The 21265-nt window shown below is 60.2% G+C and carries 21 protein-coding genes and 1 pseudogene; 8 read left to right on the top strand and 14 right to left on the bottom strand.

The features are described 5' to 3' along the window. Positions 1-10 precede the first annotated feature (10 nt). Positions 11-301 carry a muconolactone Delta-isomerase gene (gene catC / locus ACEN8Z_RS20860; RefSeq protein WP_008000516.1) on the bottom strand — a complete coding sequence of 97 codons (291 nt, stop codon included), beginning with the start codon at positions 299-301 and terminating at the stop codon, positions 11-13. A 10-nt stretch (positions 302-311) separates the two neighbouring features. Further along, positions 312-1451, bottom strand: a complete 1140-nt coding sequence (locus ACEN8Z_RS20865; protein WP_162130682.1) for a muconate cycloisomerase family protein — start codon at positions 1449-1451, stop codon at positions 312-314. A 124-nt stretch (positions 1452-1575) separates the two neighbouring features. Here ACEN8Z_RS20865 and ACEN8Z_RS20870 point away from each other — a divergent pair, with 124 nt between their 5' ends. Then, positions 1576-2463: a LysR family transcriptional regulator gene (locus tag ACEN8Z_RS20870; RefSeq protein WP_116263588.1), complete on the top strand. Its 888-nt coding sequence runs from the start codon at positions 1576-1578 to the stop codon at positions 2461-2463. A gap of 49 nt (positions 2464-2512) precedes the next feature. Here ACEN8Z_RS20870 and ACEN8Z_RS20875 read toward each other — a convergent pair whose 3' ends face one another. Both ACEN8Z_RS20875 and ACEN8Z_RS20880 read right to left on the bottom strand, forming a co-directional pair. Continuing rightward, a complete protein-coding gene (locus tag ACEN8Z_RS20875) occupies positions 2513-2752 on the bottom strand; it encodes a DUF1652 domain-containing protein (RefSeq protein WP_495598171.1) in 240 nt (79 codons plus the stop codon). A gap of 125 nt (positions 2753-2877) precedes the next feature. Further along, positions 2878-3777, bottom strand: a complete 900-nt coding sequence (locus tag ACEN8Z_RS20880; protein ID WP_495595509.1) for a polysaccharide deacetylase family protein — start codon at positions 3775-3777, stop codon at positions 2878-2880. A gap of 197 nt (positions 3778-3974) precedes the next feature. Here ACEN8Z_RS20880 and ACEN8Z_RS20885 point away from each other — a divergent pair, with 197 nt between their 5' ends. Further along, complete coding sequence (locus tag ACEN8Z_RS20885; RefSeq protein WP_495595510.1) at positions 3975-4655, top strand: SOS response-associated peptidase family protein; 681 nt, start codon at positions 3975-3977, stop codon at positions 4653-4655. Positions 4656-4892: 237 nt separating this feature from the next. On the opposite strand, the gene ACEN8Z_RS20890 is transcribed toward ACEN8Z_RS20885, so the two are convergent. The 3 genes from ACEN8Z_RS20890 to ACEN8Z_RS20900 form a co-directional block, all read right to left on the bottom strand. Beyond that, positions 4893-5039 carry a hypothetical protein gene (locus ACEN8Z_RS20890; protein WP_008000522.1) on the bottom strand — a complete coding sequence of 49 codons (147 nt, stop codon included), beginning with the start codon at positions 5037-5039 and terminating at the stop codon, positions 4893-4895. Between the two features lie 65 nt (positions 5040-5104). Beyond that, positions 5105-5416, bottom strand: a complete 312-nt coding sequence (locus ACEN8Z_RS20895) for an AzlD domain-containing protein (RefSeq protein WP_015095729.1) — start codon at positions 5414-5416, stop codon at positions 5105-5107. Beyond that, positions 5416-6114 (bottom strand): AzlC family ABC transporter permease, encoded by a 699-nt coding sequence (locus ACEN8Z_RS20900; protein ID WP_033052535.1) that lies wholly within the window; start codon positions 6112-6114, stop codon positions 5416-5418. Before ACEN8Z_RS20900 ends, ACEN8Z_RS20895 begins: the two co-directional genes overlap by 1 nt. A 169-nt stretch (positions 6115-6283) precedes the next feature. On the opposite strand from ACEN8Z_RS20900, the gene ACEN8Z_RS20905 reads away from it, so the two are divergent. The 4 genes and pseudogenes from ACEN8Z_RS20905 to ACEN8Z_RS20920 all read left to right on the top strand — a co-directional run. After that, positions 6284-7219 carry a sensor domain-containing diguanylate cyclase gene (locus ACEN8Z_RS20905; RefSeq protein ID WP_495595511.1) on the top strand — a complete coding sequence of 312 codons (936 nt, stop codon included), beginning with the start codon at positions 6284-6286 and terminating at the stop codon, positions 7217-7219. Positions 7220-7503: 284 nt separating this feature from the next. Continuing rightward, on the top strand, positions 7504-8379 hold the full coding sequence (gene dapA, locus ACEN8Z_RS20910) for a 4-hydroxy-tetrahydrodipicolinate synthase (protein ID WP_495595512.1): 876 nt from the start codon (positions 7504-7506) through the stop codon (positions 8377-8379). A 60-nt stretch (positions 8380-8439) separates the two neighbouring features. Beyond that, entirely contained in the window at positions 8440-8802 is a 363-nt protein-coding gene (locus tag ACEN8Z_RS20915) for a DUF2784 domain-containing protein (protein WP_495595513.1), read from the top strand. Positions 8803-8838: 36 nt separating this feature from the next. Further along, a pseudogene (locus ACEN8Z_RS20920) lies at positions 8839-9000 on the top strand (LysR family transcriptional regulator); the annotation flags it as partial. A 31-nt stretch (positions 9001-9031) separates the two neighbouring features. On the opposite strand, the gene ACEN8Z_RS20925 reads toward ACEN8Z_RS20920, so the two are convergent. Further along, on the bottom strand, positions 9032-10576 hold the full coding sequence (locus ACEN8Z_RS20925; RefSeq protein ID WP_495595514.1) for a sensor domain-containing diguanylate cyclase: 1545 nt from the start codon (positions 10574-10576) through the stop codon (positions 9032-9034). Positions 10577-10661: 85 nt separating this feature from the next. Further along, positions 10662-11189, bottom strand: coding sequence for a DUF3087 domain-containing protein (locus tag ACEN8Z_RS20930; RefSeq protein ID WP_495595515.1), 528 nt, complete (start codon positions 11187-11189; stop codon positions 10662-10664). A 235-nt stretch (positions 11190-11424) separates the two neighbouring features. Here ACEN8Z_RS20930 and ppnN point away from each other — a divergent pair, with 235 nt between their 5' ends. Together ppnN and ACEN8Z_RS20940 are read left to right on the top strand one after the other, a co-directional pair. Beyond that, positions 11425-12798 carry a nucleotide 5'-monophosphate nucleosidase PpnN gene (ppnN, locus tag ACEN8Z_RS20935; protein ID WP_495595516.1) on the top strand — a complete coding sequence of 458 codons (1374 nt, stop codon included), beginning with the start codon at positions 11425-11427 and terminating at the stop codon, positions 12796-12798. Positions 12799-12888: 90 nt separating this feature from the next. Continuing rightward, positions 12889-13335, top strand: coding sequence for an NUDIX hydrolase (locus tag ACEN8Z_RS20940; RefSeq protein WP_495598172.1), 447 nt, complete (start codon positions 12889-12891; stop codon positions 13333-13335). Positions 13336-13476: 141 nt separating this feature from the next. Here ACEN8Z_RS20940 and ACEN8Z_RS20945 read toward each other — a convergent pair whose 3' ends face one another. The 5 genes from ACEN8Z_RS20945 to ACEN8Z_RS20965 all read right to left on the bottom strand — a co-directional run bounded on the left by ACEN8Z_RS20945 (position 13477) and on the right by ACEN8Z_RS20965 (position 21128). Further along, a complete protein-coding gene (locus tag ACEN8Z_RS20945) occupies positions 13477-13944 on the bottom strand; it encodes a hypothetical protein (protein WP_495595517.1) in 468 nt (155 codons plus the stop codon). 92 nt (positions 13945-14036) lie between these two features. After that, a complete protein-coding gene (locus ACEN8Z_RS20950; RefSeq protein ID WP_495595518.1) occupies positions 14037-15296 on the bottom strand; it encodes an SEL1-like repeat protein in 1260 nt (419 codons plus the stop codon). Further along, complete coding sequence (locus ACEN8Z_RS20955) at positions 15293-16579, bottom strand: SEL1-like repeat protein (protein WP_495595519.1); 1287 nt, start codon at positions 16577-16579, stop codon at positions 15293-15295. The genes ACEN8Z_RS20950 and ACEN8Z_RS20955 overlap by 4 nt, the downstream gene beginning before the upstream one ends. Further along, positions 16579-18396, bottom strand: coding sequence for a phospholipase D-like domain-containing protein (locus tag ACEN8Z_RS20960; protein ID WP_495595520.1), 1818 nt, complete (start codon positions 18394-18396; stop codon positions 16579-16581). Before ACEN8Z_RS20960 ends, ACEN8Z_RS20955 begins: the two co-directional genes overlap by 1 nt. Continuing rightward, positions 18393-21128 (bottom strand): type VI secretion system Vgr family protein, encoded by a 2736-nt coding sequence (locus ACEN8Z_RS20965; protein ID WP_495595521.1) that lies wholly within the window; start codon positions 21126-21128, stop codon positions 18393-18395. The genes ACEN8Z_RS20960 and ACEN8Z_RS20965 overlap by 4 nt, the downstream gene beginning before the upstream one ends. Positions 21129-21265 lie beyond the last annotated feature (137 nt).

Genomic DNA, 21265 nt, shown 5'->3' on the forward strand with positions numbered 1-21265 from the left:
CAGGCTGGGTTCAGCGGTCATCGTCACGGATGGAAGAAGGATGCCGGCACATCGCGTCGATTTCGATGGCCATATACGGAAACAGTGGCAATTGCATCAGCAGGTCATGCAGTTCCTGAACGCTGTCGACATCGAACACGCTGTAGTTGGCATAGTGCCCGGCGATGCGCCACAGGTGGCGCCACTTGCCCTGTTCTTGCAGGCGCTGGGCCAGGGCTTTTTCGTCAGCCTTGAGTGTGGCGGCCGCTTGCGGATTCATGTCGACCGGCAGGTTCACGGTCATTTTTACGTGGAACAGCATAATGCTCTCCTCAGGCTTGATGAATGGTCTTGTCGCGGCGGAAGAACGCCAGGCGCTCTTCATCCAGGCTCAGGCCCAGGCCCGGCGTTTTCGGCACATGCAGTTCAAAATCGCGATACACCAGCGGTTCGCTGAGAATGTCTTCGGTCAGCAGCAACGGGCCGAACAGTTCGGTGTCCCACGCCAGTTTGTTCAGGGTGACGAAGGCATGGGCCGAGGCCATGGTGCCCAGGCCACCTTCCAGCATGGTGCCGCCATACAGGGCGATACCGGCCGCTTCGGCGATGGAGGCTGTGCGCAATACAGCGCGTGGGCCACCGTTCTTGGCAATCTTCAGGGCGAACACCGAAGCCGCGCCTTCGCGGGCCAGGTTGAACGCATCTTCCACGCACTCGATGGATTCGTCGGCCATGATCGGCGCCGGGCTCATGGCGTTGAGGCGAGCCATGCCAGCGCGGTTGTTGCGCGAGATTGGTTGTTCGATCAGGTCGATGCCGTTGGTTCCCAGAATCCGGCAAGCCCGCAGTGCCACCGCTTCGTCCCAGGCCTGATTGACGTCGACCCGCACGCTGGCGCGGTCACCCAGGGCTTTCTTGATCGCAATCACATGGGCCAGGTCGCGGTTGACCTCACCGGCGCCGATCTTCAGTTTGAAAATGCGGTGGCGACGCAGGTCGAGCATTTTTTCCGCTTCAGCGATGTCCTTCTCGGTGTCGCCACTGGCCAGGGTCCAGGCCACCGGCAGCGCATCACGAACACGACCGCCAAGCAATTCGCTGACCGGCAGGCCCAGGCGTTTGCCCTGGGCGTCGAGCAGCGCGGTTTCGATACCGGATTTGGCGAAGGTATTGCCACGAATACTGCGTTCCAGGCGCAACATGGCGGCGTTGACGTTGCTGCTGTCCTGGCCGATCAACAGCGGTGCGAAGTGCGTGTCGATGTTGGTCTTGATGCTGTCCGGGCTTTCATTGCCATAGGCCAGGCCGCCGATGGTGGTGGACTCGCCGATGCCTTCGATACCGTCGGCGCAACGCACGCGGATGATCACCAGGGTCTGGTTCTGCATGGTATGCATCGCCAGCTTGTGCGGGCGGATGGTCGGCAGATCGACGATGATCGTCTCGATCGACTCAATGGCTGTTGCAAGCATTTCGATACCCGTCAGGTTCTTGAAGTTCTGGAATCGATTCTCGTACGGCTTTTTTCCTGAAGCCAATATAGAATTGGTCTGACTTGATACCTTAAAGGTATGCAACTGATTGACTGGAGGCTCCATGGAACTGCGGCACCTGCGTTACTTCCAGGTATTGGCTCAAACCCTCAATTTCACCCGCGCAGCCGAGTTGCTACACATCGCCCAACCGCCCTTGAGCCGGCAGATCCAGCAACTGGAGGATGAACTGGGGGTGATGTTGCTGGAGCGCGGCCGACCGCTGAAGCTGACCGACGCCGGGCGGTTTTTCCATGAGCACTCCACCGCCCTGCTCGAACAACTGAACAAGGTCTGCGACAACACCCGGCGTATCGGGCTGGGAGAGAAAACCTGGCTGGGTATCGGTTTTGCGCCATCGACCTTGTATGGCGTGCTGCCGGAACTGATCCGGCGGTTACGCAGCGGCGAGCCGCTGGAGCTGGAGCTGGGGCTGTCGGAAATGACCACCTTGCAGCAGGTGCAGGCGCTGAAGGCCGGACGAATCGACATCGGCTTCGGCCGCATCCGCATTGACGACCCCGCTATCGTCCAGACCGTGCTGACCGAAGACCGCCTGGTCGCCGCCCTGCCCGCCGGCCACCCGTTGCTCGCCGGTCCCATCAGCTTGCGGGAACTGGCGAAGGAACCCTTTGTGCTGTACCCCGGCAATCCACGACCGAGTTACGCCGACCATGTGATTGCCCTGTTCGAATCCTACGGCGTGAGCATCCACGTCGCGCAATGGACGAACGAACTGCAAACGGCGATCGGTCTGGTGGGGGCAGGAATCGGAGTCACGCTGGTACCGGCCTCGGTGCAATTGCTGCACCGCGATGACATCGGCTTCACCCCGCTGCTGGAAGACAACGCCACCTCGCCGATCATACTCAGCCGACGAGTGGGCGATGTGTCGCCGGGGTTGAACCATTGTTTGCGGATGATTGATGAGCTGCTGCCGCCGACCTCCTGAGCAGATAGCGCGGCTGGCCAATACTTGTGGCGAGGGGTCAGGGTCAGGGTCAGCCCGAAAACGCCCGGCGCCCGGCCTTCATCCCGGTACGCAACTTGCCGACAAAATCAGAGATGGCGCGCACGCTGGTCAGTTCGGCGGTCGAGACGCCGCTGATCAGCAACTCCACCCGCCCGGTGACGGGGTCGCAGACTTCGATACGCAGCAATCCGAGACTCTCCGTGCATTCGCACGACAGCGGTTCAAAACCGGACTCCACGATGTTGCAAAGAACTGAAACAGGCACCATGGCCATGGCCGTTGCCTCGGCGACAGTTGATCGGATTGGATCCGTTTCAGGTTAGATACACTTTGCCGATTCTGCACCGGAAATCATTCAGGTTAGTGTTTTCCATCTCTCATTTCTGCACGTTTTCAATGGGTGTTTGCGCCCCAGATCCAGTTCCAGAACCCCGGCAACTCGACCGGCTGCGAATCGTCGCGCACGGTTCGCGCCATGGCCGCCCGCCGCAGCGCCGACTGATCGTCGTAAAACGGCTTGTCGGCGGTTTTCACCCCGGTCTCCCGGGCGCTATCGAGCAGAATCTGCAGGTATTCACGGGTATGTCGGGCGGTGTAGCGATTGAGATCGTGGAACGTCACCACCACCGGAATCACCCCATCGACCACCGGCAACTCGCCACGGGCAATGCGTTCGCGTACTTCGGACATCGAGCGCAGCATGTGCGACCGACGCCGGGGGCTGGCGTTGAAGCCCCAGATCTTGCCGTCATTGGCGCTCAAGTCCGTCAACAGCACGTGCAGGCCATGCCGCTGATAAGCGGCGAAGGTGCGTTTGTCGTAGTTCCAGAATGGCGGGCGCAGCAGGATTGGCGGGGCACCGGTGATCGCCGCAATGTCGGCGCTGCCATCGGTCAGGGACTGCTCGAGTTCTTGCGGTTCCAGCGAGCGATGATTGGTATGCCAGGGCGTGGCGGTGTGAAACCCCAGAATGTGACCTTCGGCATGTTCGCGCCGCATGATGTCCCGGCCCAGCTCGCTGCCACCGGCCCGCGGAGCGCGGGTTTGCACAAAGAACACAGCTTTGATGCCCGGTTGCAGCGGGTTTTGCGCCAGGCTCTCAAGCACCGTGACGGTCGGATTCCACCAGCTCGATGCACTGGGACCGTCATCGAAGGTCAGCAGAAACCGGATCGGTGGTTGCGTATTTAGACGCTGCTCGGTCTGCGGAGTCATTTCAATCGGTGCGGCGATACAGCCCAGCAGACCCACTGCCAAGGCGCACACCATTAAACATTTGAACAACTGTTTCATCTTTTGCCTTGGGCCAGACCATCAAGGTCGATACTTCAACTGGCAAGAATCCTTCGCCCGTTCATCCGTCATCGGCCCGCATCGAAACGGCGGGCCGAGGTTGGATAAGGTACACAGAGTTTGGTTCCAGTGCTTGCCAAGCCCGTTTCGTTGCCACCAACTAAACTGAAAAAAATGCTCAACCAGAGTATCAGGCCATGTGCGGACGACTGTCGCAATACCGCGGGATTCACGACTTCGTGGCGGTGCTGAGCATCCCCGACGCGCTGATCAACCACGTTGGCAACGAACCCCTGGCACACTACAACGCCGCGCCCACCACGCAACTCGCCCTGCTGCATCTGGAGAATGGGCGCCTGCACGCCGACGCAGTGCGCTGGGGCTGGCGTCCGCACTGGGCGACGGATCGCACGGAGCCGATCAATACCCGGGTCGAGAAAGCTGCCCACGGCCCGTACTTCCGGACAATCTGGCCCCATCGCGCAATCTGCCCGATTGATAACTGGTTCGAATGGATCGATAGCGGCGACTCGACGAAGCAACCCTGGCTGATCCGTCGACGGGATCACGCCCCGATTTTCTGCGCAGCCATCGGCCAGTACCCCATCGGCGGAGCCCCTCACCGGGAGCACGACGGCTTCGTGATCCTCACCGCCGACAGCGCAGGTGGACTGCTTGACGTGCATGACCGACGACCGGTGGTGTTCTCGCCCAAGCTGGCGCGGGAATGGCTGGACCCGGACACGCCCAAGGAACGAGCCGAGGAAATGGCGTTATCCCAGGGCGAGGTCAGTGACGTATTTGAGTGGTACAAGGTTGACAAGGCCGTTGGCAATGTCAGGAACCAGGGTGCTGCGCTAATCAATAAAGTTCCATGAAACTGTCAATAACGACAAAGCACCGCCTGAAAGACGCAAAAGCCGGTCGCGCACGGGCCCTGTAGCAGCTGGCGAAGCCTGCGTTCGGACGCAGCGGTCGTCATCCGTTCGTGCGGGTTTTCAATTGGGTGCATTGCGACGCCAGTCTGCGACTGCTTCGCAGCCGAACGTCGCCTTCGGCAACTGCTACAGAAGACTACATACGCTTGAAGGCAGGGGCCTTGTCGTACTGGCTGATCAGAACTTGCGGTCAGGCTCTGACAGTTCCTTACCGTCGTCAGGATGCTTCCAGTCCGGTACCGAACGCTTCTGCTCCTCAATCTCTTCTTCCGTAGGTTCATCCTCGTCTTCTTCCAGGTCCGGACGCTTGGGTTCATTGGCCATGTTCACCTCTCTTCCTAAAGGGATCGGTCATCAACTTTAAGCTTAGATCAGTTCCCCTGCCCCGCTCAAAGCCACCAGCGCAACAAAAAGAAGAACCCCATGCTCAACAGCATGCTGAGCAACGTATTGCGCGTGTAAAGCACCAGCCCGACCGCCACCAGCGAGCTGATCAGATAGGGATTGTCCCAGTGCAGATTCAGCTGTTTTTCCGGCATGAACACAATCGGCCCGCAGATGGCGGTCAACATGCCCGGTACGGCAAACCCCAGGAACTGCCGGGCATTGCTGCTCAGGCGTACCGGCAGTCGCGGTTCCAGAAAAACATAGCGGTTGAGGAACACCAACACGCCCATTCCGACAATCACTGCCCAGACCATCATGTGCGTCCACCGTAGAATTTATTGCAGACAAACCCGGCGGTCATGCCCGCCAGCCCCGACAGCACCAGCGCCGAGCCCCATTGCCAGTAACTGAACAGCACCGAGCAGAACAGCGACACCGCCACGCACACCACGGTCGGCACGTTGCGCACCACCGGGGTGATCAGGGCAATGAAGGTGGCCGCGATGGAGAAATCCAGGCCCAGGTGTTCAAGACCGGGAATGCTGCTGCCGAGCACAATGCCCGCCAGGGTGAACAGGTTCCAGGCGATGTAGAACGTCAGGCCCACGCCCAAGGCGTACCAGCGGTTGAACTGCTGTTTGTCGTGCTGGCTGGTCAGGGCGAACAGCTCGTCGGTGAGCAAAAAACCCAAGCCCGCACGCCAGCGCCCCGGCAATGGCGAAATCACCGAACGCAGGCTCATCCCGTAAAGCAAATGCTGGGAGGTCAGCAGCAACGTGGTGAGCAGGATCGAAAAAATCCCGGCACCGCCCTTGAGCATGCCGATGGCCACCAATTGCGCGGCACCGGCAAACACAATGCCCGACAGGCCCTGGCCTTGCAGGGGCGTAAGGTTGGCTTCGATGGCCATGGAGCCGGCCAGCAAGCCCCAGGGCGCGGTGGCCAGGGACAGCGGCATGATCGCCACGGCGCCGCGCAGAAAGGCACTGCGCGGCATGGTTGAGTTGGACATAACGCTCTACAGACAGGGAAAGACCCCAGACTTTGCCAGCTGTGCCGGCCAAAGGCTTGAACAATCTTGCTCACTGATATGACGGGTGCCATTCATCGGCTGCCAGCTTGATTCGCCAAAGTGGTAGCAACATGATGGCGCTGCATTTTCCTTCGAGGCCAGGCCCTTCATGAGTTCAGTCGAAGCCGACAGCGACGTATACAAAACCCTGCTTGAGTCAACCCGGGCGATTCCCTGGCGCATCGACTGGAAAACCATGTCCTTCAGCTACATCGGGCCACAGATCGAAGAACTGCTGGGCTGGAAACAGGACAGCTGGGCCTCGGTCAACGACTGGGTCGAGCGCATGCACCCGGATGATCGCGACTACGTGATGGACTTCTGCGTCTCGCAATCCCGGGCCGGTATCGATCACGAGGCCGACTATCGCGCACTCACCCAAAGCGGCGAGTACGTATGGATCCGCGATGTGGTGCATGTGGTGCGCAAGGACGGTGAAGTCGAGGCGCTGGTGGGCTTCATGTTCGATATCAGCGAGCGCAAGAAAACCGAAGAGCACCTGATCCGCCTGCAAAAGCAGCTCGAAGAGTATTCCTTCCAGGACGGCCTGACCGGCATCGCCAACCGGCGCATGTTCGACACCGTGCTGGAGCGCGAGTGGAACACTGCCCAGCGCACCGGCTTGCCGTTGTCGGTGATCGTGCTGGATATCGATTACTTCAAGCAGTACAACGACCATAACGGCCACATCAAGGGCGACGAATGCCTGCGCCGCGTCGCGCAAACCTTGTCCCTGGCGGCGAACCGGCCACGGGATTTCATCGCCCGGATCGGCGGTGAAGAGTTTGTCTGGCTGCTGCCGGAAACCGATGCCGAGTCCGCACGGCTGGTGGCGCACAAATGCCTGCACTTGATTCGCCAGCAGCAGATCCCCCATGAATTCTCGAACGTGTCAAAGCTGCTGAGTGTCAGCCTCGGCGTCGGCACCACCACGGCATCGATGCATGCCACGGCCCTGGAATTCGTCGAACAGGTCGATCACCTGCTCTACAAGGCCAAGCACAATGGCCGGATGCGCGCCGAGTTCGCTGATTTTCGTGATTGACAAACGGCGCGCCGGCTTTTAAAACTGGGCGCCTCACTCAGGGTGTAAGCAAGTATGTCCGCAACCTTCAATCTCGATTCTTCCGTCATTGGCTTGATTGCCAAGGCGCAAGGTTGCGTTGCGCACGCCCTCAAATCGAAGAAACAGTCGCTCATGTGACCGGGGCGCGCTGTCCCGTCAGATGAGCTGACAGGACATTGAGCGCGACGGCCCCCGCCCCCTTGCTTACTCTCCTTCCATGCCCCTGACGGTGACGAAATCGGTCAACCATCAGGAGAAAGTGCATGTCAGCGTTTCAAGGTATCTGGGTTCCATTGGTCACACCGTTCCACAACGACGCCATCGATTTTGTCGGCTTGCGGCGGCTGGTCAGCCATCTGCTGGAAAAAGGCGTCGACGGCCTCATCGTTTGCGGCACCACGGGCGAGCCGGCGGCGATGGGCAAACATGAGCAACTGGCGGTGCTCGATGCGGTGCTGGAGCTGGTGCCGGCGCATCGAGTGGTCATGGGCCTGGCCGGTAACAACCTGACCGAGTTGTTGCAGTTCCAGAGCGAGATCCTCAAGCGTCCGGTGGCGGGTCTGCTGGTGCCGGCGCCGTATTACATCCGCCCTTCCCAGGCCGGCCTGGAAGTGTTTTTCCGCACGGTCGCCGATGCCTCCAGCGTGCCGCTGATTCTCTACGACATCCCCTACCGTACCGGCGTGGCCTTCGAACAGGCGACCCTGCTCAACATAGTCGCCCACGAGCGCATCGTCGCCATCAAGGATTGCGGCGGTAATTTCTCGAACACCCTCACCTTGCTCAATAGCGGCCATGTCGACGTGCTGTGCGGTGAAGACAACCAGATCTTCAATGCCCTGTGCCTGGGCGCCAAAGGTGCGATTGCCGCGTCGGCGCATGTCCACCCCGAACTGTTCGTGCAGTTGCACCGGCAGATCCGCGACAACCGGTTGGCCGATGGCCGCGCCACGTTTTTCCGTTTGCTGCCGTTGATCAACAGCCTGTTCCTGGAGCCCAACCCGGCCCCGGTGAAAACCGCACTGGCCCTGCAAGGCTTGATCGGTGACGAATTGCGTGCACCGATGCAACGCAGCAGTGAATCGATGACCGAGCGTTTGAAAGGCGTGCTCGGCGCATTGGGCCGCGACAATCGATAGAGCGCCCGCCACCGGTCCGAGTACCATGGAGCGATTCGTTCAGCCTTCAGGGGCACCGACATGCTGTACCGAATCGCTGCCGACGGGCTGATGCTGTTTCACCTGCTGTTCATTGTGTTTGTGTTGTTCGGCGGGTTGCTGGTGCTCAAATGGCGCCCCCTGATCTGGTGGCATCCGCCCGCCGCGTTGTGGGGTATGACGGTGGAGTTCTTCCACCTGCCCTGCCCGCTGACCGACTGGGAAAACCGCATGCGCCATGGGGCCGGGCAAACCGGCTATGGGGGTGGATTCATCGAGCATTACGTTTGGCCGGTCATTTACCCGGCTGGCCTCACACCCGGCATTCAGTTGGGATTGGGCGCCGTGGTGCTGGTGATCAACGTGCTGGTCTATCTTCGATTGATCCGGCAATGGGCCGCCTGAATCTTCAACCACCCGCCAAGGACTGAACACATGCTGTCGACCGTATCCTATGCGGCGCGGCAACCGGAGAAGCGCTTCGATGCGTTGCTGTTCGATCGTCGCCGCTACCGTTTGCAACTGACCCCGGCGGGCGAGTTGCTGGTCAACGAAGCGACGCGGTTGATGCAGGACGTCTCGCGCCTGACCCGACGGGTCCAGGGAACAGACCGGTTTGCCTGACATCCGACGCTCAGTTGGCAATCACGCTTATGTTCCGGCCACTGGCCTTGGCCACGTACAGCGCCTTGTCTGCCGCACCGATCAGGTCTTCGGGGCGGACCAGGGAAGTGGCATTGCCGGCACACACGCCGACGCTGACAGTCACGCTACCTTCCGGGCTGTCGCCGTGGGCAATTTCGGCCTGTAGCACCGCGAGGCGGATTTTCTCGGCCACCAGAAATGCCCCCACGTAGTCGGTACCGGGCAGCACCACGGCGAACTCTTCGCCACCATAGCGGGCGGCCAGATCTCCGGGGCGCTTGATGTTGTCCGTGATGATCGCACTGACCCTGCGCAAACACTCATCACCGGCCAGGTGACCATAGCGATCGTTGAACGGTTTGAAATGATCGACATCAATCATCAGCAGCGCCAACTCGGACTGACTGCGCCGGGCACTCCCCATTTCGGCATCGATGAAAGCGTCGAGCAGACGCCGGTTGGCCAGCCCCGTCAGCGCATCCTTGAGGGCCAGGCTTTCGAGGTTGCGATTGACTTCCAGGAGCTTGTCCTGGGTGTCCAGCAACTCGACCTGCACCACATTCTGCTGCTTCATCAGCTTGATAAGCCGAAACCCCAGTACGCCGAGAAAACTCAACAATAGCGTGACGATGCCGGCGCTGAGCAACGTCTCCTTGCGCCAGCTGCCAAGCACTTCATCCTTGTTCAGTGCGGTAAAAACGATCAGCGGATAACCCTCGACCCGGCGATACCCCGTCACCCGCTCGACACCGTCGATGATCGACGTGATCGTGGCAGTACCCGCACCGCCCTTGGGCAGCAACTGGGTGAACAACGGGCTCTTGGCGAGGCTGGTGCCGATATCCGTCTCCTTGAAGGGTCTGCGAATGACAATGGTGGCATTGTCGGCGATCAGGTTGATCACGCCATTACTGCCCATGTCGATGCTGTCGTAGAGCTGCAGGAAATGACTGAGGTAAATCGTCGCCAGCGCCACGCCGGCAAAGCTGCCGTCGGGATGATTGACCCGGCGCGAAACCGTCATGATCCATTCACCGCTCGAACGGCTCTTGATCGACGGCCCGATGTGCGGCCCACGGCTGGGGTTGTCGCGATGGAAGATGAAGTATTCGCGGTCGGCGTTGTTGACGCCGGTTTGGCCGGCGCCATTGGAGTTGGCGATCCACTGCCCTTTATCGTCGAACACGAACAAGCCATGGAGCTGGCTCAACTCACTGCGCTGGGCGTTGAGCAGGGGCGGCAGCCGGGATTGATCCAAACCATCGTGTTCCAGACGATCGACCAGGGTGAACAGCAATGTGTCGGCCTGCTTGATCGTTGCCTGAGCTTGCGATGCCAGGGTCTGTGCAAGGTTGGACATCGCCACTTCCTTGTCATGCAGGTAGTACTGGCGAGAGCTCCAGGCTTCCCAGATCACGATAGCCGTCATCGACAGGCACACCGCGACCAGCAGGATCACCACCGAGCGGATCTTGAGCCGGGTCACGGTTGGCCGGAGCATTTCAATATGATCGTTGATCGACGGATGTCCCATGGTGCTCCCTGAGGGTCTATGACTGGGCGAACCTTCCTGAATCGCCTTTTTTGCTCACTATGCCTGATCCAGGCTCGCAACGATGTTAGCGCGACGCCTGCTTTACCGCCTCCAGCCACGCCGGATCCAGCCGCGTCTGTTCGGTATCGATGCCCAGCGCTTGCATTCGTTCCCTGTGCTGATCCATTTCGCGGATCAGTTGGCTGTGGTCGCTGGAGTTGCCATCGAGCTGATGCATCTGGTTCAACCCCAAATGGTAGAAACGCAACAGCTTCATCGCAACCGGGTCGCCCTTTTCCACGGCCGTCGTTACATGATGCATGACATTGGTAACACTCATCAGGCTGCGCTTGAGTTGCCAACTGTAGACTGCCGGCGCCATCCATTCCTGGCGCCAGAACACTTTGCGCATCAGCGCCACCATCGCCAGCACCGCAACAAACACGCCACCGACGTTGAAGTGCAGATTGTCGCCCCCCGGCACACCGAACAGAGCCACCGCCGCCGTGGACAACACCATCGCCAGCGCCAGAAAGATCAGGGCAATGATGACCGTGCTGCGCCGCGTCTGTTGCCGGTAGGTCTCGGCGTTCATGGGCTGGATTTCGAACATTGCGTCGGGTTTCCTGAGCTTCAATGGTAAAAAGGGGTCTGAGACAAAAAGACTGCGGGCCATTATCGCCTGCGCGAAGGATTTAGCTATGCTGGGGCTCCTTTTCATCTTTTCATCGTCAAGTGGGGGGACATGGCGAGACCGCGCAGTTCGTGCCATCTTCTTTCATGAATACACATTATTCGGATGCCATTCGTGGTTGCTGTGTGAATGACATCGTTTTAAGGATCATTGAATGACCCAACGCCAAGTTATCAACGCCTCCGTCAGTCCCAAAGGCAGCCTGGAAACGCTCTCGCAACGGGAAGTCCAGCAATTGAGCGAAGCCGGTTCCGGCAGCACCTACACCCTCTTCCGCCAGTGCGCCCTGGCTATCCTCAACACCGGCGCCCATGTCGACAACGCCAAGACCATCCTTGAAGCCTATAAAGATTTTGAAATCCGCATTCACCAGCAGGACCGCGGCGTACGCCTGGAACTGCTGAACGCCCCGGCCGACGCCTTCGTCGACGGCGAAATGATCGCCAGCACCCGGGAAATGCTATTCAGCGCCCTGCGTGACATCGTCTACACCGAAAACGAACTCGACAGCCAACGCATCGACCTGAGCAATTCCCAGGGCATCAGCGATTACGTTTTCCACCTGCTGCGCAACGCCCGCACCCTGCGCCCCGGCGTCGAGCCGAAGATCGTGGTGTGCTGGGGCGGGCACTCGATCAACACCGAAGAATACAAATACACCAAGAAAGTCGGCCACGAACTGGGCCTGCGCAGCCTGGACATCTGCACTGGTTGCGGCCCCGGCGTGATGAAAGGCCCGATGAAAGGTGCGACCATCGCCCACGCCAAGCAACGCATCCACGGCGGCCGCTACCTGGGCCTGACGGAGCCCGGGATCATCGCCGCCGAAGCGCCGAACCCGATCGTCAACGAACTGGTGATCCTGCCGGACATCGAAAAACGCCTGGAAGCCTTCGTCCGCGTCGGCCACGGCATCATCATCTTCCCGGGCGGCGCCGGTACAGCCGAAGAGTTCCTGTACCTGCTCGGCATCCTGATGCACCCGGGCAATGAAGGCCTGCCCTTCCCGGTCGTCCTCACCGGGCCAAAACATGCCGCGCCGTACCTGGAACAACTGGACGCGTTCGTCGGCGCGACCCTGGGCGACGCCGCCAAGCAGCACTACCAGATCATCATCGATGACCCGGCCGAAGTGGCGCGGCAGATGACCCTGGGCCTCAAGGCGGTCAAGCAATTCCGCCGCGAGCGCAACGATGCGTTCCACTTCAACTGGCTGCTGAAAATCGACGAAGGCTTCCAGCGCCCGTTCGACCCGACCCACGAAAACATGGCCAACCTGAAACTGAGCCTCGACCTGCCGTCCCACGAACTGGCGGCCAACCTGCGCCGCGCGTTCTCCGGCATCGTCGCCGGCAACGTCAAGGACAAGGGCATCCGCCTGATCGAAGAACACGGGCCCTACCAGATCCGTGGCGACGCGGCGATCATGCAACCGCTGGACCTGCTGCTCAAAGCCTTCGTCGCCCAGCACCGCATGAAACTACCGGGCGGCGCGGCGTATGTGCCGTGTTATCGGGTGGTGGCTTAACCCTTTCGGTGTAACGACACCGATGTGAGCTTTACCGTCGCGAGCCGCAGTGAAAGCGGCGGCTCGCTTACTTCTATGGAAAGAAAAAACATGCGCCAACGCGATTCAGCGCGACTGCTGCTGATCAATCCTTCGAAACAGGTTCTGCTGTTTCACTTCCAGCACAAAGGCGATGCCCTCGACGGCCAAAGCCACTGGGCGACACCCGGTGGGGGACTTGAGCAAAGCGAATCTTTTGAGGCCGCTGCCATTCGCGAACTGTATGAAGAGACCGGTCTGTGTGTCGCCGATGTCGGTGACAGCATCGCCGAGCGCCGCTTTTCGATGATGCTGCCCAGTGGTGAAACGGTCCTGTCCTTCGAGCGCTATTTCGTTGTTTATACCGACAGTGACCGCCTGTCCCGTGAGGGATGGACGGCCAGTGAAGTGCGGGTGATGGCGGATCACAAGTGGTGGTCCGTGGAAGATCTGTTAACGACCAGCGAAACGGTCTGGCCAGAACAGTTGATCGAGATGCTGGAGAACGCACTGAATTAACGAGCGTTACACAAACATCCCCTGTAGGAGCGAGCTTGCTCGCGATGGTGGTCAACGATAACGCGGGCATTCTGACTGCACGCGGCGTCCTTGAGTGCATCGTCGGAACGCCGCCCGGAGCAGGCTCGCTCCTACAGGGAATCAATGCACCTGACCGCTGGCCGAATCACCTTGGCGAACCAGAATCTCATTGTCCTTGCTGATGGATTGCTTGATATTGTGACCGATGAGGCCTATCACCTGACCCTCCCGTGAATACGTCACCTCGACATACCCCCCGCCAAAATACTCCACGCGATAAATACGCAACTGATCCACGGTTCGCATCGCGAAGGATTCAATCTCGAATAGATCCTCGACCCCTACTGATTTGGGGATCATATTCTCGATCGTGATATTTCCCGCGTCATGCAGGAACACTATTGCCCCGTCCGGGCGAGTGACTTTCATGCCGCCTTCTACCTTTTCCACCACGCTGCCAGAAACCTGGGCGCCAACGAAGTTACCTTCGCGGTCTACCTGAACATAGCCATCGCCTGCAGCCGTTTCAGCTCCTTGTGGGGCTGCCTCAAACTCTACGTTTATTTTGCCTGCTTTAAGTTTGGTCATTGTGCTGCTCCTTGCAGTTGCCGGAATTGGCGGTGTTTTAGCGTTCTGCGTTGCTGGCGCAACAACCGGCCAGCGCGCAGCAAAAAAACAGATCAGGACTCACCGAACAGACTCCATCTAATGTTTTCTTCGGCGATGGTGACCCGGTCGGCGAGCAGGAAGCGGCTATGGCTGCGCTGGACATTCAGGGTTGGCATAATTTCGCCTTTTTCGAAACGTCGGATCTTGTCGACGATGCCTTCGGCTTTCCAATAGCCAGTCTGCGGGCAGGCTTGGCCAGTGTTGCAGGTCAATCTGGGGAAAGGTGCGCGGATGAAATCGGGAGAGTCCGGCAGCGGTCGGCCGGAGGCGGGGTCGAGGAGTTTGGCCTTGGCCAGTTGGTGGATCAGCGCTTCGCTGGGTTTTTCTGGTGGGACGTTGGCCAGGCGTTCTTCGAGCCATTTGAGCTTGCCGTCCCAGGCTGGGAGTTTGGCCGGCGGGAGGGGGGCGATCTCGTTTATTTCTGGGACTTTTGGGTTGGCGTAGGAGTAGCCAGAGAGCACTTTCCAGATTTTTTCGTAGCGTTCGGCGCGTTCGATGTCTTCCTTTTGCCCGATGTAATGCATCGTGTTAGAGGGCGGCGGCGCCCGAAATGCCGCCTTCAAGCGGCCGGCAGCGCTATCACTGCCCCCCGCCACGCCCATCTGCAAGACTTCTATTGCTTCGCTATATTTTTGTTCATCTCTTAAGTAAAGCGATAGCATGACAGCTGCTTCGCCGTGGCCTTGCTCAGCGGCACATCGACGCATTTGCCGGGCAATGTCCGGGGCAATATCGCTAGGAGCTAGTTTGTCGCCTACATAATATTGTGCCTGTGCACTGCCTTGGTCAGCGGCCTTGCGGTAATAACGCAGCGCCATTTGCGAATCCTGCTTCAGCCCCGCCGAGCCCTGCTTGAGGAAAATGCCAACAAAGTAGTATCCCGTCGCGACACCGACGTCGATGAGTTGCTGGCTCAATCTCAAATGCTCCTCATCTCGGAGCTTGAACTGACCGCGCATCGCACCGTTCTGCAGGTTGATATTGGCCTTGTAGTGGCCGTTCTCGGAGGCAATGCGGTACAACCGTTCGATTTCTACATCGACGCTTTTATCCTGTTTGAGCTGATTGTTTTTCTGCAGCCAGCGGGCGTACTGGAACAGCACGTCGGCATCGGCACTGGCTTCAGGAATCTGCTCGTGGGCGCAGGTGAACGCTAGATTGGCTTTGATCTCAGTGAGCGGGTCCATGGCGGCTTTCGTCTCACGGGCGTCAAGGGTGCAAGCGCCAAGCAGCACCGAGCTCAGTAGCGTCATGGCAAGACGACGGCTCATCCGAGCAGGCCCCAGTTCACCTCATACTGTCTCTCGGTGTACTTGTCAGAGAGTGGCCAAATGCGCGGGCGATAGAAACTGACCAGCGCCGTCGGCATGATCTCGCCTCGTTCGAAATGGCGAGCGTCGTTTCGTTGCATCAACAAATAATGTCCTCGGCCGGACCAATGGAACTTCCAGTAACCGGTCTGCGGGCAGGCTTTGCCGCTCCTGCAGGTCGGCCCGAGAAAGTTGGAATCGCTGAACGCCGGAGAGCCCGGAATGGGTCGGCCGGTGGCGGGGTCGAGGACCTTGGCCTCGACGAGTTTATTGATTAGCGCCGGGCTGGGTTTTTCCGGCGGGACATTGGCCAGGCGGGCTTCGAGCCATTGCAACTTGCCGTCCCACGCGGGGAGCTTGGCCGGTGGCAGCGGGAGGATTTCGTTGATTTCGGGGACTTTGGGGTTGGCGTAGGAGTAGCCATAGAGCAGTTTCGAGATTTTTTTGTAGCGGTCGGCGCGTTCAAAGTCTTCGATTTGACCGAGGTAATACATTGTGTCGGAGGGTGGTGGCGCGCGAAATGCAGCTTCCAATCGGCCGGCAGCGCTATCGCTGCCCCCAGCCACGCCCATCTGCAAGACTTCGATTGCTTCACTATATTTTTGTTCATCTCTCAAATATAGCGACAACATGACAGCCGCTTTGCCATGACCTTGCTCGGCAGCACAACGATACATCTGTAGTGCAACTTTCGGAGCTATGTCGCTCGGTTCGAGCTTGTCACCCACATAGTATTGCGCTTCGGCACTTCCTTGGTCCGCAGCCCTGCGGTAGTAACGCAAGGCCATTTCCGGATCTTGTTTAAGGCCCGCCGAGCCTTGTTGCAGGAAGATGCCAACAAAAAAATACCCTGTGGCCACCCCTGCATCGATCAGTTGCTGGCTCAGCCGCAAGTGCTCATCACCACGCAACTGGAAGCGGCCGCGCATGGCACCGTTCTGCAGGTTGATATTGGCCTTGTAGTGGCCGCTCTCCGCAGCGATGCGGTACAACCGTTCGATATCGGCATCGACACTTTTTTCCTGCTTGAGCTGGTTGTTTTTTTGCAACCAGCGGGCGTACTGGAACAGCACGTCGGCGTCGGCACTGGCCTCAGGAATCTGCTCATGGGCGCAGGTGAAGGCCAGATCGTCTTTGATTTCCGTCAGAGGTTTCACATGAGGGTCCTTCTTCATATAGTTAAAGGTACTGCGGCTATCGCAAGCCGCTAACAGCAGGCAGGAGAGCAGGAGAAAACGGCGCATCAGTCAAGGTCCCAAAGTCTGGCTTTGCTGTAATAAAACTCGACGAGAGGGGCAGTGGGTTGCCCCATCGATTTGTTTTTTTGGCGCTTCTTGTTTTCATTGATGATCTCCTGCCAAGCTTTGAATGCATCACCCGCATCATCCTGCGCCCCCTTCTTACCCGTATGCAGATCCCACAACCTCCGCCTTAACGCCTGGGTCACACTCGCCCACTCATGAGCAATATTCAGCTCACTGTCCACCTGCATGCTGCGGGTATTGATGTTGGCCGAGCCATGGGTGGTGAACACGTCATCGACGATCATCAACTTGGAGTGGATGTACACCTCCATCCATTTCTTGCCCGCTGGCGAGTCGGGAGCCACCAGCGAGCACACGTGGACTTTCAGGCCGGGAATGTCCTCCGGGGCGATGGTGCTGTCCTTGATCTGCTTGATGTGCCAATCAAGGTCCTCCTGCCATTCGGCCAGTTCCCGGTGCCCGACGTGGTCCCGGGGTTCTGGGCGTGGCCGGGGTGGGGCGTTTTTTTTCACCTCTTCGATGCGCTGTAACTTGGTGACTTCGGGGATGGTCTCGGTCCGTCCCAGGCTGGCGAGCATGCGCTGGGTATTGCGGGTGCCGTCGTCCACGCTGTCGTCGCCGGCATTGGTGATCACGAACAGGTGCAGGTGGCCGTGGATGCCAGGGTCGCGACCGGCCCTGGTCTGGCCGGCTGCAACCGACTTGATTAGTTCGGCCAGGGGTGGCCAACGGAAATACTGGTTCTCGATGTAGATGAACTGGGTCGCGTTGTTCACCGCTTGCAGGTAGAGCGTCTCGATATCGCGTTTGCCTTCCTGGGCCTGGGTCCGCAGGATCTGAGCGATCTGCCGTGTTGCGCCCGGGGTGCATTGCAGTTGCTTCCCCACCTCCTTGGCCTGACGCAAGTCGAGCAGGTCTTCACCGGTTTCCTTGAGCCAGGCGCTGGCGAAGTTGTGGTGCAGGTGTTCCAGGATCGGTCCGCTCACCTGGCTGGAGATGTCCTGGCGCGGGGTATTGCCTCGCGGGCCGGCGTTGGGTGCAGGCTTGCTGCCTTCGGCACGGTTCAGCGCCGAATGGGAATCAGTGTCCCAATACTCGTCGAGCATGTTGTGGCCCATGACGAAGCCGACGGCGCTATCGGGCAGTTCGTAGTCGACCAGCACCGTCTTCTGGTGGTGCGAGGGTGCGAACTTCAGGGCTTGCCGCATCTTGGTGCTGATGTGCGGGTCGAGGCTTTCGTATTTCACCCAATGGGAGATTTCTGCCCTTTCTTGCCAGCTGAAACCACGGCTGACGAACGATGGCAGGCCACTCGCGACCTGTTGAGCCGCCTTGTTGCCCGCGACCGCGCAGCGGGCAAACCACTCACGGTCTTCGGCGTATTGCGCCTCGTTGGAGCGCTGCAGCGCTCTATCAGCGATACGAATCGAGCCTTTGCCGGGCAGGTTGGCTTCGCCCCCCATACCCGCCAGATTAAATGGCATCTCCCAGCCCAACACCCGAACCTTGACGCCTGTTTTGGCCTTGGCCTTGAGCAACTCGCCGATACTCGGCGACTCTCCTTTGCGGATGAAATACATCGACGGCTGAAAGCCCCAGCAGATGATATCGACGGACTTTTTCGCCGCGGCGATGGCCTCGTGCACGGCCTTGAACGCTTCCTCGCCGTTGATCAACGGCTGATAGGTGGCTCCCACCGGATGGTATTCGGTGTTGCACACGTACCAGGGCGCCGTGCAGGTGGCCTGATTGGTGTGCTGGAGTGCGATGGGCACCACGCATTCGAATTGAGTCATTGGGTTTTCCCTTCCTGATCGGTGATGCCCATGTGCGTGGCGTACTGCGCGCGATGATCGGTGTGCGACGCGGGCTGATTGACGCCGGCATCGGTTTGCGAGGGGTGGTTGTGCAGACCACGATTGGCCAGTTCCGCCTGCTCGGTGTTGCGGTATTCGGTGGGCACCGGGATCTGGTAGGCCGCACCGTTGGCCATCACCAACCGGTAGCCCCGGGTCACCACCTGATGGTCAATCGACACTTGCCCGGTCCTGTCCAGCACGCCTTGCTTGAGTACCGCGCCGTCGGCGTACAGGGTGTAGGGCATGCCTGCCCAGCCTTGGCTGGAGGCGTTCGGGGCTGGTGACACGCTCAGGTTGATCACTTGCCGGGACAGACTTTGCGGATAGTCCGGATGCGTGGCCTTCATACTCGCCGCACCGCTGTACTCGAAATGCGCTGCCTTGACGTTGTGGTCGCCCGCCGTGCCCGATTCGATGCCGCTCTGTTCCAGGCTGAGGTAGCTGCCGCCCCCGTTGAGGACGATTTTCTTTTTCGCCGTGATGCGGATTTCGTCCTCGGTGCTGGTGATGTCCAGGCCATGGCGGGCGATCAGTTCCAGCTTGTCGTTTTGCGCTTGGACGCTTATCGGCCCCTGATTGGCAATCAGCTTGATCCCCAGCTTGCGCACGAACAGGCTCAGGCCCTGGCCGACGCCGATGAACAGGCGCTTGACCACGCTGAGGTGCGCTGCGCCGCCGGCGTGGAGCATCAGGTTGTCCTGCGCCGCCAGTTGCAGGTGTTTTCCGCTGGTCAGGGCGATGCCTTGCGGAGCGCTGAGCAGCAGGACCTGGGACTTGAGCTGTTCGAGGTCCTGGCGCAGCAGGTTCAGTTGCGCAGCCACGTCCGCCGGCTCGGCATTAGCGGCCTGGGCGTCGACCGAGAGTTGTTGCAGTTGTTCGCCGGCCTGTTGCAGGCGGCCGACGGCGGCGTCCATGTCCAGCACCGGGCCCTGCGCCTTGGCCTGCGCATCCGCGCTGATGAACAGGCCTTTGCCGCCACGAATGGCACCATGACTATCGCTACGCAGCTCAAATCCTTCCCCCCGCTTCTGCTTCTGGCCATCCACCAGATGCCCCAGATTCAGCTGGCTCTTGCCCCCATACTCGGTACTGAGCTTGACGTGCTCCTCCCCCCGCCGGTCTTCCATGCGCAATTTGTTGTTGGCCGGGGTGCGCAGGACGTTACGGGTGTAGTCGCGCTTGCCCAGGGTCACGTGGTCGGGGTGCTGGTCGTCGTGCAGGGCGTGGGCGATGTAGGGTTTGTCCGGGTCGCCCTGTTCGAAGGCGATCGCCACTTCGGTGCCGGCGAGCAGCGGCAGGTGCAGGCCGTGGGTGTCGCCGGCGTAGGCGCGGGCCTGGCGCAGCCATTTGCTGGCCTGGCCGGGCGGCCAAGTGTCGCGGTCGAAGAGGAATTTGACCCGGTAGCGCCCTTCCAGGTCGATGTCGGCGTAGGGGTCGTTGGCTTTCGGGCTGGTGACCCGCGCCGGGAGGGTGCCGGCGATTTGTGGTTTGGGCGGCAGCGGCGGACGGAAGCACAGGCGTTCGGCGTAGGGCATGGCCTGGAAATGGCATTCAAAGCTGCGGTCGCGGGCAGCGTGGGTGGTGACGCCGGTGAGCACCGCGCCGCGGGCGAAGGCCTGGGGGGCGCCGCCGCTGATGTTCAGTACCTGGCCGGGGGCCAGGGTGGCGCTGCTGCTGATGCCGCTGAGGTGGGTCTGCTGGTTGAGGTAACGCTCGTGGCGCAGGCGCGCGTAGAAGTAGCCGCTTTCGCTGAGCAGGTCTTCGTCCTGGTGGTAGGCGTTGCCGAGCACGCTGTAGGGCTCGGCGTAGTGGTAGGCCTCGCCGTAGGTGTGGGGCGCGCCGTGGGTGGCCGGCTCGCCGCGGGTCTGGTCGACCTCGCCGTCGAGGTGGGCGCGGGCGTCGCGGGGGTGGTAGGCGCGCACACTGACCTGCTGTTCCACCACCTGGTGGCGGGTTTGCAGGGCCCAGACGGCGTCTTCGCCGCTGCTGCTCAGGCCGGAGGGCGAGCGCATCGGCAAGGCGACGTCGAACTGGTAGCCGCGCTGGTCGTCGCAGAACTCGACGACGTCGATGTTCAGGCGCTCGTCGCTGGTGCAGCGGTACCAGATGCCGACCTCGGCCAGCAGGCGGGTGATGAAGTCCAGGTCGCTTTCGTTGTACTGCATCACCTGTTCGCGGCGCGGGTACTCGCGGTACAGGCGGAAGAAGAAGTCCTGGCCGAGAAAGCCGTGGCGGCTGCGCAGGATGCTTTCGACGATTTCCGGTACGGATTGCTGCAGGTAGAGGCGCGTTTGCTGGCCGCGAGCAAGCCGTCCCAGGCGCGGTTGCAGGGTGATTTCGTAGCGCGCTTCGTCGACCGAGCCGGACAGGCGTTGGCAGCCGCTGATCACGCCGTAAAACGTGCGCAGCGGTTTGGCCGGCTTGGGCACTTCCCAGGCCATCACGGGCACGGTGGACGGCGCGGCGTGCAGGCTGAACTGGGCGTATTGCCCGAGCAGTTGCCCGGCGCCGAGGTCGAGGTGGCTGGCGGTGAATTCGATGCGGTAGGTGAACGGCTGGCTGAGGTGTTCTTCGCCCTTGAAGGCGAGGACGTCGAGGGCGGTGTCGAGGCCGTCGACTTGCAGTTTGTGGCGGCTGTGGTCGAAGAAGGGGCGCAGTGCGTTGGACACGATTCAGACCTCCCTGGGGCATTCGGGGAGGCTTCATTTCCATCCCCGTTCAAGCGCTCGACAGCTTTCAGGAAGGGAAAAAAGGTTGATATAGGATGTTTCCGAAGTGTGCGTAGGACGCATCCAGAAGTTGATGT

The sequence above is a fragment of the Pseudomonas sp. Pseusp10 genome (genome assembly GCF_059492225.1).